Raw genomic sequence first — 17,297 nt, 5'->3', positions numbered from 1 at the left:
TAATATCTTAAGAAAAAAGGTAACAATTTTTTACAATCTTTGTTAATATTTCCCGATATTACTCGCATCCAGAATATTATCCATAAATTACCACTTGCATTATTAGACTATATTTTAATAACTATATCCCTTTTATATATAATCATCATCACTATCATCCACATAATTAAGTATCCAATCACAAATACTAACGAATCCCAAGTCGATCCCGCCCAAGGTGTTATATATTTATAAGTAAAGTTATCAATCAAATACACAGAATTATAAGGCGGCATATTTGATGCAACCATTTTATGCAAAAACAAACTTGACAAACTTTCCGAAGCCACATACACAAATATCGGACTACTTCCAAGAGCAATAATAGGTGTAAATATCTTATTTACCTTTAAAATATCGCAAATTAAATACAGTATCGATAAAAGTACACCGTAGCTACCAGCTGTAAGCAACACAAAAGAACTCGACCAGAGTCTCTTATTATATGGAAAATAGTTATTGAAGTATTTAGCCAACAATAGAGTAACTACAGCAAAAACTAATAGAAATAAAAATCTCTTGTATTCTCCGAGCTTTTTGTTATTTACAATCTTTCCCATACAGCATCCGAGCATACCAGATGATATGGATACAATGCTAGTAAGAAATCCATCTGGTTCAAAATTAGGTTTGTACAAATGACCTTTAAAAAGGTACATATCCACTCTTTGAGCTAGAGATCCTTCCATCTGAAAACCATAAGGTTTTGCTATAAAATAATATACAACTACAATAAAAGCAGATATAGTTATCATTGATGTTACTATATACAAATCTTTCTTTTTAGCTTTTTTCATTAAAAGATAGATAAAGCTAGTTACAAAGTACACTAGCCCCATTCTTTGAAGCACACCTAATATTCTAATAGTTTTTAAATCCTGATTTTTTAAGTAATTTAGAAATATGCCGATTAGAATAAGCATCACACTTCTCCTAAATATACTTAGTGAAATACTAAGTATAGAATCATTTCTCTTTAATCTACTATCTATAGATATAGGAATAGTAACCCCTAATGATATTACAAAGAACGGAAATGCAAAGTCTGCCAAAGTAACCCCATTCCATTCTGCATGTATAAGTGGCGGATAAACCCTCTGCCAGAGCGGTTTATTATTAACCACTATCATAAGAGCAATAGCCAACCCCCTTATTACATCTATTGATTTAACTCTTTTTCGAGTTTTAGTGTCTTTACTAGATTTCCTAGAATAACTCGACTTGCTACCTTGCTTTTTTTTATTGCTTCCAGTACTGCTCCCTTCTTCGTAATCTGGGCTATTTAGATCCTTTAGAACATCTCTTCCATCAACAGGCTTTCTTGTTCTCCCTAAATTAGTTAACACATAACTCATAAAACCACCACCACTTTTAAATTTATATAAAATATAAAAGGCCCACTGAAAATACAATTTAATTTTCAATGAGCCTTTGTGTATCTACTCTGGTGTATGTATATACTGTATCTTGTTGATTTCAAGAGAATCGAAGTACGAACTTACTGAATGGTACCCTATTGCAAATCTACGATCTTTTGGATCCCATTTCTTATATGCCTTTATCGCCTTGAACAACTTCTCTTCATCGTCATTTAAAACTCTCCAAGACCTTACATCAGGTTTATCTTGTATAAATTCTTCATATTTATATGGCTCTACATAAAATCTTAAATCTTTTATCTTACCTTCTTCATAAAGCTCTAATGCGGCTTCGCCCAAAGCTCTGTGGTCATTTTGAGTCAACATATCACCAAAAGGCTGATAGTCTTAACCTTTGCATTCGGATATTTTTCAAGATAAGATAAAATCATCTTTCGAGCCTTTTCTTTTGTCAAACTTCCATCTACTGCTCTATCTTTATCAGCGTGAATGTTTTCTTTTTTTACACCTAAAGCCTCACAGCTTTCTTTGAACTCAGTATCCCTATAACCAGAGAACTCTTTTTCTGTTAGGTAGAATCCATGATATCCTAAGTGAAACGAGCATGTACCATCTTCACTAAGTCTTTTTCTGACAGTTGACTTCGATCCATCGGAGCAAAGTATAACGTGAGTATCGCTAACTTTTGCATGTTCAATTATTGCGCTTCCCATACTTAGAACTTCATCATCCTGATGAGGTGTAAAAAATAAAGTTGTTTCCATCATCATTTTTCTATTCCCACCCTAAAATACTTGCTAATTTCGTGTAAACAGCTGTTTTTATTCCATTACCAATTTGTACAACTGTTCCTGGTTTATTTTCTTTAGATTTTAGAACATTTTCTTGAGAATCAGCCATTTTCTCTGTCGCAAGAAGTATTGGTCCATTATTTGCCGCTAAAGTTCCTGCCGCTAGAGCATCTATAAGCATATTATTATTTCCTTGCCCATCTTTAGCTACATACAGTGTGTTTATATCAGTGTAGTAATTTTCTATAACCTTAGCATTGGTATCATGTCTATTTTCTCCTTCGACTCTAGATACTTTGCTGTCTTTAGCAACTAACTTAAGGTCGTTTTCAAGAGATGAAGAAACGCTATTATATCCACCGATTATATCTATCTCTTTGTCTTTAAGCATAGTCAAAGAGTCGTTAGATAGTCCACTTCCCCCATTAACAATTATTGGAGAGTAATCTTCAGCAGCCTTCGCAGCTATACTCATAGCATCTGGCTCACCTTTTGCACCGACAACATACGCTTTTGTAGGTGTAGATACTTCACCCATAGCTTTAGCAACTTCTAGTGAAGTAGTATGTCTATCAACACCAGCTAATCTCTCAACGTTTTTAGTTATACCAGTAAGTTGTTTTTCAGCTTCCTTAGAAACTGTTGACTCTCCACCAACGATATATATGTTAGCAGATGGGTTAGATTTTATTACTGATTTTATGTAATCTATAGTAATTTGTGGCACATCAGTATCTGAAGCTAAAAGTATTGGCGCAGATTTCATTTTTGCAAACGGAGTTGCTGCAAGCCCATCAACTATCTTACTTGAGTTAACAATTACTATATTATCTTTAAGCCCAGATTCTTTAGCTATCTCTATAGCTGTAGAATATCTATTAGCTCCTGCTAGTACGTTTACTTTAACATCATTATTAAGCAACGCATTTCTTGATTTTTCTATAGTTGTTAAGTTTGTACTCTCTATAGTTAATTCTATAGGATTTCCTGCTGGATCTATATATTTAACTACGTAGTTGTATTTTCCTGTTTTTTCGTCTTTTTCTGATATATCACTTATTTTTTTATCTTTGTCTTTTGCTATCTCAACACCTTTTACTGATAGTTTGTATCCATCGTATATTTCTGAAGCTGGTAAAACTTCTAATTCTCCATTTTTGATAGTTACTTCTTTTATTATTTTTGATGGTAACTTAACTGGATCAGCTTCTCCTAGCGCAACTATATTCTCAACTTTTAATTTATCAAATTCTATCTTATTACCTGCTTTATCTATAGGTTGAGCTTCTAAATTGACTTTTTTGTCCCCAACTTTTAAAGTTATAGTCTTTGTAGTCTTTCCAGTTTCTGTTTTATCCACTAAAGTTATTTCTAATATTTCTTTAGTTTCATCTAAAGATACTGTTACAGTTGCTTTTCCATACAGACCTTTAGTATTTGTTTTAATTAAATCCTCTATATTTTTAACTTCTTTTGATAAATCAGCTAAAGTTTCATATTTTTCAACTGCTTTTGAAGTTATTTTTCCATTTACTTTGGCATGACCTTTGTCAGTTATTCTAACAACCATTTGAGCGTTGTTAGGAATAGCTTCAATTTTCTTTTTAAGATCTTCTGTATCCTTTATAACTACTCCATCCGCCTTAATTTCATAAACTGGCAGAACTGTTTCCCCTGGAGCATTGTATTCTAAGTCTATATACTTTGATTTAATCTCTGATAATAAACCTTCTGATTCATTTACTGTTACAGTCTCTTTGTCAAACTCTGGTTTTTCCTCTACAGCAAACGCTGGTGCTACTGATGTAGCTACAGTTGCTCCCGCCATTACTATTGCAAGGTATTTTTTATTCATACACTTACCTCCTTATATTAGATTAGTTCTAATTCATTCATTATATTACATATTGTAGTAGCTTTCAACATTATTGGAACTATTAACCTCATATGAGAAAAAAAGGTTACAATTTTGTAATAATATTCAATCATAAGCGAATTATTCAATAGACAATTAAAAATCTTTATAGTATAATAGCTATTAGGACGAAAGAAATTTCAAACATCTCTTTTTTCCGTATTACTCACACGAAAAAAGAGACCGATCACTCGGTCTCTTTTTTTATTTGTATTTATCTTTTAAGTCGCTTTTTAAAGCCGACTATTTTTTGTTATTCTTATTGATCTTCTTGCGCTTCTTTTTCTTCTTGTTCAACTTCATCAAACTTATACAGATATTTTACAGTGTTTATTCTTATATTGTCGTTTAATTCATCAAACATCTGGAACCCTTCGACTTCGTATTCCTTAACTGGATCTTTTTGACCTATAGCTCTAAGACCTATATACTGTCTCAACTGATCCATAGCATCTATATGTTCAACCCAATACGAATCGACTACCTGAAGTAATACTTTCTTCTCAAGTTCTTTAACTCTATCTATACCAGTAACCATCTTTTTAAGATCGTAAACTCTCTTAGATATATCGTAAGTATACTCTACAAGCTCGTCCACACTCATGCTGTCCATATCTGGAATCAGTATAGTGTTTATTGGCATAAAGGCATTGTAAAGATATTTTAGATATCTAACGTAATCTCTATTTTTAGTTAAGTACTTCTTAGCAGCATCTTCAATTATACTTCTAACCATCTTTTGAATCTCATCTGATAAATCTATATCATCAAGAACTTTGTCTCTTTCTCCATAGATTATCTTTCTCTGCTGATTTATAACATTGTCGTACTTAAGTACATTTTTTCTTATCTCAAAGTTTTTACCTTCTATTCCTCTTTGAGCTCTCTCAATGTTTTTAGATAGGTTTTTACTTTCAAGAGCTTCATTTTCATCGCCCTTCATCCTAGACATTATCTTCTCTATACTCTTACCACCGTACAGTTTGATAACCTCATCTTCAAGACTCACAAAGAATCTAGATGTACCAGGGTCACCTTGACGACCAGAACGACCTCTTAACTGATTGTCTATTCTTCTAGTCTCATGTCTCTCTGTACCAATTACATAAAGACCACCAAGAGCCTTTACTTGTTCCTCTTCTTCTTTGTCACCAGCGCCTAGAGAAATATCAGTCCCTCTACCAGCCATATTTGTGGCAATAGTTACCGTATCCAATTTACCAGCCTTTGCGATTATAGCCGCTTCTTTATCATGCTGTTTCGCATTAAGCACTTGATGTTTAACGCCTTTTTTCTTTAACATCTCTGAAAGCATTTCTGATTTATCTATAGAAACCGTACCAACTAATATAGGTTGTCTAGTTTTATGTACTTTTATTATCTCTTCAACTACCGCATTGTATTTAGCTTTTTCTGTTCTAAATACTTTTTCCTGCAAATCTGCTCTAAGAATAGGTTTATTTGTAGGTATTTGGATAACGTTCATATTGTAAGTCGATTCAAATTCAGTCTCTTCTGTTTTGGCAGTACCTGTCATTCCCGATAGCTTTTTATACAATCTAAAGAAATTTTGGAATGTAACAGTAGCCATTGTCTTAGACTCATTTTTAATTTCTACTCTCTCCTTAGCTTCAACAGCTTGATGAAGTCCATCAGAATATCTGCGTCCATCCATGATTCTTCCAGTAAACTCGTCAACTATGAGTATCTCTCCATCTTTGATTACATAATCAACATCTTTATCCATAAGTTTGTGAGCTCTAAGAGCTTGGTTGATGTGATGGTAAATCTCTAAGTTATCTATATGTGTTAAATTCTCTAGACTAAAGAACGATTCAGCTTTCTTCATACCAGTATCAGTCAAGTTAGCATAGTTGTCCTTTTTATCTATTTCGTAATCTTCTTCTTTTAATGTTTCTATAAGTACATTTGCTTGTTGATAAAGAGCTGTACTTTCATCACCTTGTCCAGAAATTATAAGCGGAGTCCTTGCTTCATCTATAAGTATTGAATCCACCTCATCGACTATAGCGAAGTTAAGCTCTCTTTGAACTTTATCATCTTTTCTAGTAACCATGTTATCTCTCAAGTAATCGAAACCAAACTCATTATTTGTACCGTATACAATATCACAGTTATATTGTGCTTTTCTAAGAGTTGGATCTTGATCTTGAATTATGACTCCAACGGACATGCCTAAAAATTCGTAAACCGGTTGCATTTGCTCTTTATCACGTTGTGCAAGATAATCGTTAACTGTAATTACATGTGCACCTTTTCCATCTAAAGCATTTAAGTATACTGGAGCTATGGCAACTAACGTTTTACCTTCACCTGTTTTCATTTCTGCAATTTTACCTTGATGAAGAACTATGCCACCAATAAGCTGAACTCTATACTGTCTCATTCCAAGTATTCTTCTAGTCGCTTCTCTCGCAACAGCAAAAGCTTCCACCATAATATCCTCAAGTGTTTCACCTTTATTTAATCTATCTTTAAAGATAGCTGTCATACCTTGTAACTCTTCATCAGTCATTGCCTGAATCTTTTCTTCAATATCTTCTATCTTATCTACTATATGATTAAGTGATTTAATTTCTATTTTATCCGACTTATCTACAATTTTATCTAATATTGACATGTTCATTCCTCCTGTTAAAAATCTACAGTATCTATTATACATTAAATCAATAAATAAATCTTCTTTTTGGTTAAAGGAAAACGTGTTCTTATTTAAGAATTTAATTAATAGACATTTACTGGAAAATATAGTATAATCGTCTTACTTGAAATAAAGTGGTTACATCTTATATTTCAGGTATTTCTCACAGAAAAAGGAACTAATCTCGGTAAGCGTCGCTCACTGGGATTAGTTCCTTTTTCGTTTTTGTTGTTTTTATAATAAAAAGGATTTTCCATATGGAAAATCCTTTTTATTTATATCAGATTAATTTAATCTTATAAACCAAATGTTTTTAATACAGCTTTTAATGCATCCGCTGCAACACCTTGACCTACTTGATAAACTTTTTTACCGTCAGGTTTATTATTAAGTGTTACATATGCTTTAACATTATCATCTTGATCTTTACTTAAAGTAGTCCCTGCTAATACTATTGGAGCTTGAGCTTTAGCAGCTGAAGGAGCTACTGCTAATGCATCTATTAATTGACCATTTCCACCAACAGAACCATCTTTTGCTATAAACACTGAATCAGCTTTTGGATTATCAAATCTAGTTTCAGCATAGAAACCTTTTATAACTTTAGCATTAGTCTCTGATCTATTAACTCCAGATATTCTTTTTGCTTCAGTTATTCCATCTGTATCAGCTATATCTTTTAAAGCTTGTGTAGATATATGAGTTGCTCCACCTATTACTGCAACTTTAGTTATATCTTGATCTTTTAATGAAAGTTTAACATCTTTAGCTAATTTATCTGATGGATTAACTAATATTGGAGCACCAGTTTGAGCAGCATATGCAGCTATACTCATAGCATCCGCTAAACCTTCTCCACCAACTACATAAGCTTTTTTAGCATCATTTTTACTTTTATCTAATTTTTCAGCTATTGCAGTAGAAGTAGCATATCTATCTTCTCCTGAAACTCTTATTATACTAGCATTTAATTCGCTCTTTAATTGAGACTCAACTGCTTCTGATATTGTAGTTTTTCCACCTACTACATATATATCAGCACCTTTATCAACTACTCTTTTTATTTCATCCATAGTTTGAGCTGGCACTGCATCAGCTTTTGTTAATAATATTGGAGCATTTTTTTGTGATGCTAATGGAGCAGAAGCTAAACCATCAACTATAGCATTTTCACCAACTAGGACAATCGCACCAGCTTTTTTATCAGTTGCAGCTGTTTTAAATGGCTCATATGCATCTTTACTTACTTCTACTGCTGTAGAAAATCTATTTTCTCCTGCTAAAGTAGTAAGTCTACCTTCAACAACTTCATTTTTAGCTATTATATCATTTTTAACTCTAGATAAATCCTCTTGAGAATTTGATTTAAGAACTAATTTTATATCTGACCATTTTGTAGCATCAGCTTTCTTATAATTGAAATTCATTGTTAACTCATAACCATCTTTAGATGCTTTTATTGAAGTTCCAGCAGCATTTATACCTTTGACAGCATATCTAACTCCATCAACAACAATTGATGATTCCCCAGTATCAACTGCTTTACTTAGTTGTTCTACTAAGTTAACTCCTATTTCTGTATATCCACCATCTTTAGAATAGTAGTCAGATAAGTTCTTTTCTATTGTAACTTTACTTCCCATTGTATATTCAGCGAATTTAAAACTTGGAGCTGTTTTGTATGTTGCATCTCCTGTAAGTTCTTTTACCTCAAAGCTGTTAACACTTTTCTTAACTGATAAATCTGAATCAGTATCTAAACCAACTATTGCATTTCCATTAGCGTCTAATGGCTTATTGAATTCTAATGCAAATTGTCCTGCTTCAACATTGAACTTTTTACCATTCATTAACTCAACTTCAATAGCTGTTGCTTTAGCATCTTCATCAGTATACTCTCCCTTTATATCAAGGTATTTAGCATCTTTGATTGCTGGACTTGCAACTTTAATTGCATCAAATAAAGTAGTATCTACTTTTTCAACAAATTCATTTTTAGTTTTTATTTTATAAACTATTTTTCCATCATTAGTTTTAACATGACCTTTATCTATCACTGTAACAACTAAGTCATTACCTGCTACTTTAGCATCTTCTATTGCTACATTTAAATCTGCAATATCTTTAATTCTTGTAGATCCTGCCATTATTTTGTATACTGAGTTAGTATACGATCCATCAACAACACCATTATCTTCTTTACCTTCTTCTGAAGGATCAGAATATTTTACGTTTAATAACTCTTGTACCTTCGTTCTTAGACTTGCTTCGTCTAAATCTGCAGCCTCAGCAGCGAATACTGGAGCAACAGAAGTTGCAACTGTAGCTGCAGCCATTAATACTGCTAAATTTCTTTTTTTGCTCATAATTTTATTTCCTCCCGACAATTATATTAATTACATCTCTTTTTATGTAAATTAACCGTTGTTTCTCGTATTTCTCACATATCTATCATATACTAAATTTTTCAGCATTTCAATAGATTTTACCATTTTTATTTCCTAAAACTTGAAATAAAATTAAATTTTACTAATTATTCTTCCTTTTTTAACCACTCTGCCTTTGCTATTTTTTATTCTTTATAATCTTTCTAACATTAGTCTCAGACATATGGAATTCCCTTGCCAATTCTCCATAGTTTTTCCCGTTAAATCTCTTTAAAATCAACCTATCTCGTGATTCTCTCAAAATACACTCTTGCGTCGGTAGATATATATGTCCTCCGCCCCATTTCTTACTTAATTTAAGTAGATCCTCAATTTCCAAAACTTTTAATATTTCTCTAATATTTGTTTTCACATCTTCTTCCCTAAATTCTTTTATTAAATCTCCAATATCGTTCATATCTATCCCCTCCTAAGTATATTATTTGTTATATGTTTCTATTACATATTGTTTTAAAATAACTTAAATTGTTGATAGTATTTTACGTCTACTTGTTGCTAATGATACACATTTGATTTTAATTTATTCTTCAAAATTATCTTTATTAACTATATTATATATTAACTTTAACTAATTTTTTTGTATACATGTCCATCATTTTCCTATTTACATATATTTCGAACAATTCTTTTTATACTATTACTGCTTATCCCGTACTTTATTGCCAATTGATTTGAATTGACACCATTGTATTTTTCTATTATTTCTCTATTTCTAGCCTCTCTAATGATACAGCTGTATATAGGCATGTACATATTCATACCTCCATAAAGCTTAGATAATTCTAAAAAGCTTTCTATTCCTATAACCTCTAACATTGCATGAAAATTTTCTGGTATATCGTCTACTCTTACTAACATATAATTTCCTCCAATCAATTTTTATTGGTTATATTTTAACTTTATATATCCAATAGTTAAATATAAATTAATTGGACAAACTTTTTTGAAATATATTTTAATAACTAGTGTTTTAACTACATAAACACATATCTTGCTATCATAAAGTTACAAAGTAATTGTGCACATACTTTGAATAAAACTAGGAGGTACTTTTATGGCAATTGTTTCAACTAAAAATTCATCTAGTATAAAACTCAGTTTGGATTGTGGTATTGATGAGAAAGGAAAGACTATAGTTAGGAGTATATCATTTAATAATCTTAAATTTGATGCTCTTGATGACGATATTTACGAAATCGTTGAATCTATTATGTCTTTACAGGATTTCAATTTATTGCAAGTTAACAAAATAGATAATTCAACTTTATCTAAGTAGTTTAAATATAAAATTATATTAAGGAGGTAGTGTATGGAAACTAAAAGAAAGTTAGTTATGAGCTTTATGACTTCTGCTGATAAGTCTGCATCGATTTCAATTGATAATCCTAAGATTGATATAACTGAAGAAGAGATAAAGTCTACTATGGGGTTGATACTTAGTAAAAATATATTTGCTGTTGATGGAAAAGATTTCGTTTCTTTAGATAGCGCTAAGGTTACTGAGACTGATACTACTGTTTACGAGTTAGTATAGGTTGGTGATTCTATGTTTGATGATATACAATTTCTGATCACGAATGTTGGCTTTCCTATCGCTTTGTGTATGTACTTGCTTATTAGGATAGAGGGTAAGTTGGTAGGTCTTAGCGATAGTATTGATAAGTTGGCTATGAGTATATTGGAAATAAAATAGAATAAAAAAAGTGGGCTTAAGCCCACTTTTTTATTTTATATTTACAGATATTAATTTCTGCTTAAATACCTTACTTTCTCCTGTTTTATATACATTAATTACAATTGTTCCATCTTTATTGCCTTTACTAGCAGTCAATTCCCCGTTAACTATACTTGCCCCCGATGTATTAGTTATTTCAATATCAGCAATAGGCGTACTTGTGTTGTTTGCATATAGTTTAAATTTGTTGCCAACATTATTTACTAAAACTTCATTAGCTACACCTTCCACTTTTATATTATTTATTATTTTTTTTAGATTTTGTCCAGTACCAACTTCTCTTATATCAAATAATTTAGACATTAAATCAAAGCTAGTTGCCTCTTTAATATCCCCAACATATTCAAAATCAAGATTTGTTAATTTAGGTGTTGTATCAGCTACTGATAAACCTATAGAACCTTTAGAAGTTGCAGATGTTGCTGTTGCTACAGCCTTTGGATAAATATATAATGTTGGAGTACCTTTTTTTAATGCCTTAACTTTAATCGCAATTTTATTTAAACTAGCATCCTTCTTAAAATCTAAATTTACTGTATCTTTTACACTAGGAGCTACTATATACTCATAACTATCAAAGTCTGATTCTTTAGTTGGAATACTATCTGAAAATTTTACTTTTGATAAGTCTATAGCTCCTGTCGAATAACCATTTGAAGTCGTTAGTCCATTAATGCCTAATACAACCTCTTTTTCGTAATTATTGTTATTTGGCGTATATACATCTATATTCTTACTTCCGCCCTCTAATACATCAAATTCATAATAAGTCGCTTCATTATTAGCACTTATATCTACTCTTAGTTCGGATTTTGCGATTTTAACTCTTCCATTCTCTCCTGCATTATCACTTGATGCTGTTATAGTTAACGTTCTTAGATTAGAGCCCGCTTCTTGATTTTCTGAAATTGTCGCTATTTGATTTTTGTCTAACATAACCTTTTCATCAGTAAGTTTAGTGTCATCTTCCCACGGAGCACCAAATTGATCTAGTAGTCTAACATCAACTTTCCCAGTAGCACCTTTTGCTAATTTAATAGTCGACTTTGATAAAGTTACACTATCAAATTTACGATTTTCTGCTGGCTTAACAACAACACTAAAGTTCTTGCTTAGATTTCCCTTTTTAACTGTTATTGTTACTGTTGCCTCACCACCCATAGTTACTAACGTATTTCCATTCTGTATATCTAAAACACCTTTATTATTAGATGTTATATCGAACTCTTTAATATCAACTTTTTTAGTATTTCCTAATGAATCTTTTACTTCAATTTGATTTATTACTGCAGATTCTCCTCTAGTAATAGTATTTACATCAGTATTTATTGGTTTACTATTTGCTGTTGTTATAGTCAAATCAAATTTACTAGAAACTATACTTTCATATGCAGCGGCTTTATCAACAACCTCAAATGCAGTTAATGTACTCTCATATTTTGTGTTCCCATTTTTGATAATAACTTTATAGTTATGAGTTTCCCCTGCTTTTAATGTTGTCTTTAAACGACCATTTTCTGATATAAATTCTCCATCTTTAGAAGCTTCTACATCATAAAATATATCTGATTTAGATATAAACTCTATAGTCCATCCTTGTTCCTTTAATTCACGAAGTGATTTTTTGTCATTCCCATTAACTGTTAACTCTAAAGTAGCTGATGATCCTTCTGCAACTTCTTTTGTACTAGCTTGAACACTTGATACATTTGTATTGTATGTAAAATTATGACTAGTAGCTTTTCCTAGGTTACTATTAACACTTAGTGTATTATTTGCTCCAAAAGCGCTATTGAAAACTAAAGTTGCTTCAGTTCCAGCTGTATTAGGAGAGTATGAACTAACACTATTTCCTGATATAGAGAAACTTCCTGTAGTTAACTTATCTAATAATTTACCAGTTATTTTTAAAGTATTGTAATTAACTGCGCTAACACTACTAACAACAGATTCTTCATCAGCTTGAGTAGCTTTTATTTGATTTACAGAATTAGCAGGAACACCCATACCAATTTGAGTCATCTTAGTAAACTTCTTGCTGGCTAGTAATGATTGTTGAGAAGTCTCTATGTTATTTCCAACTAAAACAATTGGATTACCATTCTTAGCAGCTAAAACACCTGCTGATAAAGCATCAACTATCTCGTCTTTAGACTTAACCATTCCTGACTTAGCTACATATATATTACTTAAAGAAGTAGCTGTATAGAATTCTTTTATAACTGCAGCATTAGTGTCATGTCTGTTAGCTCCACCAAGTCTAGTTTTAGTTCCTGGTAAAGAGTTCATTACGCCATCAGATACTGAATTTGTTGATCCTATTACATAAGATTTAGTAACCCCTTCACCATCAACAAATTTCTTACTTGCTGCGTTTAATCCGTTATTTTCTGCTAATAGTATTGGCATCTTTTTGCTTGCTGCTGGTGCTGCAACACTTACAGCATCAGGAATACCTTTATCTCCATTTACAACAGCTATTTGAGCTACATCTTGTATTTTATCTATCTCTTTTGCTACAGCTAAACTTGTGTCATATCTTGATGCTCCAGATATTCTGTTTACTGTTATGCCTTTGTTTTTAAGTTCAGTAACAACACCTTCTGATACTGAGTTTGTTCCACCTACTACATCAACATTTTTAACTCCCATTTTAGTAAGTCTGTTAGCTGTTGCTGGTGTAAGTTTACCTGATGCAGTTATTAATATAGGTGCATTTTTTGTATATGCATATGGAGTAGCTGTTAAAGCATCAACTAATCCTTTTTCCCCATTTATAAGAACAGCACGGTCAGAAGTAGACCACCCATTTTCACTTATTTTTATTGCTGTTTCGAATCTATTACTTCCACCAAGAATAGTATCAGAATTTACTTCTGCTGCACTTGCATTAACTGTAAACGATGTTAATACCATAGTAGTGGCAAGTAACTTCGATAAGATTTTTTTTCTTTTCAACATTAATTTTCACCCCGTATATTAAGATTTTACTTCTTTTTACATATTTATTGCATTATGGAATATTATAACTTATTTGGTTTTACATAGCAACAATTCCATATTTTTTCTATTTTATTTTTTATGAAATTTCAACGTTTTTCGAAATTACTTTAAAATATTATGCATAAGTAACCGTTAACTAGCCCTTTATTTATTTCTCTTATACATTTTTTTGCGACATGGTATAATTAAGTAAATAGTAGAAAATACCAAATGTTTTGATTATATTTCTAAATTGGAGGGATTTGTATGTTTAAAGAGATGAGAAGAAAAGATAGAATGTTAAGTGTTGAAGAGGCAAAAGATATCCTAAAGAATTGCGAGTATGGAGTTCTTTCTTCAATAAGCGATAACGGGTATCCATACGGTGTTCCGGTAAGCTATGTTTATTTCAATGATGCAATATATTTCCACAGTGCCAAAACTGGTCACAAAATCGAAAATATTAAAAACAACGACAAAGTATCGTTTAATGCAGTAGGTAATACTGAGATACTTCCAGGTGAATTCACTACCAATTACGAAAGTGTAATAGTTTTCGGAACAGCTACCGAGGCTTTAGATGATGAAAAATACGCTGCTCTAATGGAGCTTATCAATAAATACGACCCTGATTCTAATATTACAGACAAAGGTAAAAAATACATAACAGCTCTAACTGGGCAAACTTATGTGGTAAAAATAACTGTAGATCATATTACTGGAAAATCTAGACGCTAACTGTCACTTATACTTAAGCTTTTAATGCTTTTGATTTTAATTAAATAATTAAATTACTACATCATAAAATCGAATACTTTAGATGAGATTGAAAAAGCAGTATCCTAATTATGTAACTTTTTTAGGATACTGCTTTTTTAAATTTAGTACTTATTATTTCTCTTTTTCTTTCTGTTTCTTCTATATAGAACTAACCCTGTTGCCGATACGCCTATGACGCCTGCTCCAATAGCTCCATTAGTTTTTGCATCTTCTTTTCCTCTATCGTATTCCTCTTTAAGGTATTCTTTCGCTCCAAGCACTGCTGTTTCTACTTGGAATTCCTCCCCTTTTAATCCTTTTTGGTATGCTTTTTCAAGTTCTTTATCTAATCTCTTTTTGCCGTTTTCGTACCCGGCTTTATACCATTTAGAGTGTTTTTCATTTTTTATAGAACTTTCTTCTGATTTAGCTTTCTTAATTGCAGCTTTAAATCCTTTATTGTTAAATTCTTTTTCTATAACTTTTTGAGAACTGTTATACCCATCTATATACGCAGCTTTAATTTCTTTATTTATATCCTCTTCAAATTCCATCATAGGTTTATCTTCAGCACCGTCTTGCTTTCCAATTGCCATGTACTCTACTTTTTTCTTAGTCTTGTACTCTTCAAAACCTTTCTCGTATCCTTCTTTAAATGATACTAATAATACCTCTTGAGAATAAGGATTTTCTATATCTTCTCCTGTAACTCCAAGGTTGTACCCTTTTTCAGAAGCTTCTTTCGCATCCTCTTCTACTTTTTCAAGACCTCTGTTGTACCCTTCATTGTATCCGTTATAATAATTATCTATATAACTTCCTGAATACGACGAAGTGTCACGACCAACTCTCGAATATCCATCTTCATACCCTTTATTAGTACCCTCTTTTTTAATTCTTTCTTTCTCTTTTTCCTCTTGTCTAGCTTTAGCTTCTGCTTCCATTTTTGCAGCTTCTTCAGCCCTTCTTTGCTCCGTTTCTCTCGTGCTTGCAGAATTTCCAGAAGATCCAGATGAACTAGATCCGCCACCTTCATAAGGACATCCATTAGTATGTAAATGTGGACCATAACCATGATGGTAGTGATAGCTTCCAAGAGCAGACTTGTTCTTATAGTCGTGATGTCCTCCTGAAGAATCTGTTCTTCCAGAGTGAGCAAAAGATATACTTCCAAAACTCATCAAAGAAACAGTCAAGATTACAGCAAAACACCTATTTTTAGATTTTCTCCTCAAAAAATTCACAAAAACTCCCCCTATTCATCCTTAAATTAACTCAAATCATCTCAGATTATACCAATAATTGGTATCCGTTACAAATAAATAGGAAAATATTTAATTATTTAATACTAATACAGTTAGCTATTATAATAGAAAATTAATATATATAGTATTCATCATTGACAATTAGATAATAAAGCAATATCATAAAATTGACATAAATAAATTATTAACAAACAGTTCTATAAACAAACCAATTGAAGAGGAGATTATCTATATGAAGATGAAAGGCTTTGCAATGTTGGGAATAGGAAATGTTGGTTGGATCGAAAAAGATGTTCCAAAATGTGGTAATTTAGATGCAATTGTAAAACCGCTAGCTGTTTCACCATGTACATCTGATATACATACAGTATGGGAAGGTGCAATAGGTGAACGTAGTGATATGATTTTAGGTCATGAAGCTGTGGGTGAAGTTGTAGAGGTCGGAAGTGAGGTTAAGTCCTTTAAAGCTGGGGACAAAGTAATAGTTCCTGCTATTACTCCTGATTGGGGATCTCTAGAAGCTCAAGCTGGGTATTCAATGCATTCAGGCGGTATGCTAGCTGGTTGGAAATTTTCTAATTTTAAAGATGGAGTTTTTAGTGAATACTTTCATGTTAATGAAGCTGATGCAAATCTAGCTCTAATTCCTGAAGGTGTCGATGTAGCAGACGCTGTTATGCTAAGTGATATGGTTCCAACAGGATTTCATGGCGTTGAATTAGCTGATGTCCAATTTGGAGATTCAGTTTGTGTAATAGGTATCGGGCCTGTTGGTCTTATGGCTGTTGCTGGAGCAGCGCTTAGAGGTGCTTCTCATTTATATGGAGTAGGTTCTCGTGCTAACTGTGTAGCTGCTGCTAAAGAATATGGTGCTACAGATATACTAAACTATAAAGAAGGCGACATAGTCGCTCAAATTATGGAAAAAACTCATGGTAAAGGTGTTGATAAAGTTATAATTGCAGGAGGAGATAATGATACTTTTGCACAAGCTATAGAAATGCTAAAACCAGGTGGTAGAATTGGTAATGTAAATTATTTAGGTAGTGGCGACTATATAAAAATTCCAAGAGTTGAGTGGGGCTGCGGCATGGGCCATAAAGTAATCGCTGGAGGTTTAATGCCTGGTGGTAGATTACGTATGGAAAAACTAGTATCTCTAATGGAAACAGGAAGGCTTGATACAAGCAAGTTATTAACACATAAATTCAATGGCTTTGACCATATGGAAGAAGCTCTTATGTTAATGAAAGACAAACCTAGAGATTTAATTAAACCTGTAGTTATACTATAGATTTAATTAAACAAAAAATATAAAACAAT

General features: G+C 32.1%; 15 protein-coding genes. 5 read left to right on the top strand and 10 right to left on the bottom strand.

Going from position 1 to position 17,297, the window contains the following annotated elements; genetic code table 11:
- Positions 1–107: 107 nt before the first annotated feature.
- The 8 genes from T473_RS0105550 to T473_RS0105520 all read right to left on the bottom strand — a co-directional run bounded on the left by T473_RS0105550 (position 108) and on the right by T473_RS0105520 (position 10,091).
- A complete protein-coding gene (locus T473_RS0105550) occupies positions 108–1,394 on the bottom strand; it encodes an acyltransferase family protein (protein WP_024621008.1) in 1,287 nt (428 codons plus the stop codon).
- A gap of 84 nt (positions 1,395–1,478) precedes the next feature.
- Positions 1,479–1,784 (bottom strand): hypothetical protein, encoded by a 306-nt coding sequence (locus T473_RS19045; RefSeq protein WP_242825868.1) that lies wholly within the window; start codon positions 1,782–1,784, stop codon positions 1,479–1,481.
- Positions 1,778–2,188 carry a PIG-L family deacetylase gene (locus tag T473_RS19040; RefSeq protein ID WP_242825867.1) on the bottom strand — a complete coding sequence of 137 codons (411 nt, stop codon included), beginning with the start codon at positions 2,186–2,188 and terminating at the stop codon, positions 1,778–1,780. Before T473_RS19040 ends, T473_RS19045 begins: the two co-directional genes overlap by 7 nt.
- A 4-nt stretch (positions 2,189–2,192) precedes the next feature.
- Positions 2,193–4,064, bottom strand: coding sequence for a cell wall-binding repeat-containing protein (locus T473_RS0105540; RefSeq protein WP_024621007.1), 1,872 nt, complete (start codon positions 4,062–4,064; stop codon positions 2,193–2,195).
- A 319-nt stretch (positions 4,065–4,383) separates the two neighbouring features.
- The gene (gene secA, locus T473_RS0105535) at positions 4,384–6,765 is read right to left on the bottom strand and encodes a preprotein translocase subunit SecA (protein WP_024621006.1); all 2,382 of its coding nucleotides are present in this window, start codon (positions 6,763–6,765) and stop codon (positions 4,384–4,386) included.
- Positions 6,766–7,082: 317 nt separating this feature from the next.
- Positions 7,083–9,152 (bottom strand): cell wall-binding repeat-containing protein, encoded by a 2,070-nt coding sequence (locus tag T473_RS0105530; RefSeq protein WP_024621005.1) that lies wholly within the window; start codon positions 9,150–9,152, stop codon positions 7,083–7,085.
- 199 nt (positions 9,153–9,351) lie between these two features.
- Positions 9,352–9,630, bottom strand: a complete 279-nt coding sequence (locus tag T473_RS0105525; RefSeq protein WP_024621004.1) for a Mor transcription activator family protein — start codon at positions 9,628–9,630, stop codon at positions 9,352–9,354.
- Positions 9,631–9,833: 203 nt separating this feature from the next.
- A complete protein-coding gene (locus T473_RS0105520; RefSeq protein ID WP_024621003.1) occupies positions 9,834–10,091 on the bottom strand; it encodes a Mor transcription activator family protein in 258 nt (85 codons plus the stop codon).
- 196 nt (positions 10,092–10,287) lie between these two features.
- On the opposite strand from T473_RS0105520, the gene T473_RS0105515 reads away from it, so the two are divergent.
- Genes T473_RS0105515 through T473_RS17665 form a run of 3 tightly spaced genes read left to right on the top strand, consistent with a single transcriptional unit; the run spans position 10,288 to position 10,926 of the window.
- Entirely contained in the window at positions 10,288–10,509 is a 222-nt protein-coding gene (locus T473_RS0105515; RefSeq protein ID WP_024621002.1) for a DUF1659 domain-containing protein, read from the top strand.
- Between the two features lie 33 nt (positions 10,510–10,542).
- Entirely contained in the window at positions 10,543–10,767 is a 225-nt protein-coding gene (locus T473_RS0105510; protein ID WP_024621001.1) for a DUF2922 domain-containing protein, read from the top strand.
- Between the two features lie 12 nt (positions 10,768–10,779).
- A complete protein-coding gene (locus T473_RS17665; protein ID WP_077065772.1) occupies positions 10,780–10,926 on the top strand; it encodes a YvrJ family protein in 147 nt (48 codons plus the stop codon).
- A gap of 30 nt (positions 10,927–10,956) precedes the next feature.
- On the opposite strand, the gene T473_RS17185 is transcribed toward T473_RS17665, so the two are convergent.
- Entirely contained in the window at positions 10,957–13,929 is a 2,973-nt protein-coding gene (locus T473_RS17185) for a cell wall-binding repeat-containing protein (protein ID WP_051365876.1), read from the bottom strand.
- A gap of 288 nt (positions 13,930–14,217) precedes the next feature.
- Between T473_RS17185 and T473_RS0105495 the strand changes: the two genes are divergently transcribed.
- Positions 14,218–14,688: a pyridoxamine 5'-phosphate oxidase family protein gene (locus tag T473_RS0105495; RefSeq protein WP_024620999.1), complete on the top strand. Its 471-nt coding sequence runs from the start codon at positions 14,218–14,220 to the stop codon at positions 14,686–14,688.
- 143 nt (positions 14,689–14,831) lie between these two features.
- On the opposite strand, the gene T473_RS0105490 is transcribed toward T473_RS0105495, so the two are convergent.
- Positions 14,832–15,953: a YHYH domain-containing protein gene (locus T473_RS0105490; protein ID WP_024620998.1), complete on the bottom strand. Its 1,122-nt coding sequence runs from the start codon at positions 15,951–15,953 to the stop codon at positions 14,832–14,834.
- Positions 15,954–16,206: 253 nt separating this feature from the next.
- Between T473_RS0105490 and T473_RS0105485 the strand changes: the two genes are divergently transcribed.
- Positions 16,207–17,268, top strand: a complete 1,062-nt coding sequence (locus T473_RS0105485; protein WP_330369383.1) for an NAD(P)-dependent alcohol dehydrogenase — start codon at positions 16,207–16,209, stop codon at positions 17,266–17,268.
- Positions 17,269–17,297 lie beyond the last annotated feature (29 nt).

The sequence above is a fragment of the Clostridioides mangenotii TR genome (genome assembly GCF_000498755.1).
Lineage (GTDB): Bacteria > Bacillota > Clostridia > Peptostreptococcales > Peptostreptococcaceae > Metaclostridioides > Metaclostridioides mangenotii_A.
This window is presented reverse-complemented; position numbering and strand designations above follow the sequence as displayed.

Bases quoted from the DNA above. Each gene is read 5' to 3' on its own strand.
- T473_RS0105510 (WP_024621001.1), top strand. From the start codon at position 10,543: ATGGAAACTAAAAGAAAGTTAGTTATGAGCTTTATGACTTCTGCTGAT.
- T473_RS19045 (WP_242825868.1), bottom strand. From the start codon at position 1,784: ATGTTGACTCAAAATGACCACAGAGCTTTGGGCGAAGCCGCATTAGAG.
- T473_RS0105530 (WP_024621005.1), bottom strand. From the start codon at position 9,152: ATGAGCAAAAAAAGAAATTTAGCAGTATTAATGGCTGCAGCTACAGTT.
- T473_RS17185 (WP_051365876.1), bottom strand. From the start codon at position 13,929: ATGTTGAAAAGAAAAAAAATCTTATCGAAGTTACTTGCCACTACTATG.
- T473_RS0105540 (WP_024621007.1), bottom strand. From the start codon at position 4,064: ATGAATAAAAAATACCTTGCAATAGTAATGGCGGGAGCAACTGTAGCT.
- T473_RS0105520 (WP_024621003.1), bottom strand. From the start codon at position 10,091: ATGTTAGTAAGAGTAGACGATATACCAGAAAATTTTCATGCAATGTTA.
- T473_RS17665 (WP_077065772.1), top strand. From the start codon at position 10,780: ATGTTTGATGATATACAATTTCTGATCACGAATGTTGGCTTTCCTATC.
- T473_RS0105515 (WP_024621002.1), top strand. From the start codon at position 10,288: ATGGCAATTGTTTCAACTAAAAATTCATCTAGTATAAAACTCAGTTTG.
- T473_RS19040 (WP_242825867.1), bottom strand. From the start codon at position 2,188: ATGATGATGGAAACAACTTTATTTTTTACACCTCATCAGGATGATGAA.
- secA (WP_024621006.1), bottom strand. From the start codon at position 6,765: ATGTCAATATTAGATAAAATTGTAGATAAGTCGGATAAAATAGAAATT.
- T473_RS0105550 (WP_024621008.1), bottom strand. From the start codon at position 1,394: ATGAGTTATGTGTTAACTAATTTAGGGAGAACAAGAAAGCCTGTTGAT.
- T473_RS0105495 (WP_024620999.1), top strand. From the start codon at position 14,218: ATGTTTAAAGAGATGAGAAGAAAAGATAGAATGTTAAGTGTTGAAGAG.
- T473_RS0105485 (WP_330369383.1), top strand. From the start codon at position 16,207: ATGAAGATGAAAGGCTTTGCAATGTTGGGAATAGGAAATGTTGGTTGG.
- T473_RS0105525 (WP_024621004.1), bottom strand. From the start codon at position 9,630: ATGAACGATATTGGAGATTTAATAAAAGAATTTAGGGAAGAAGATGTG.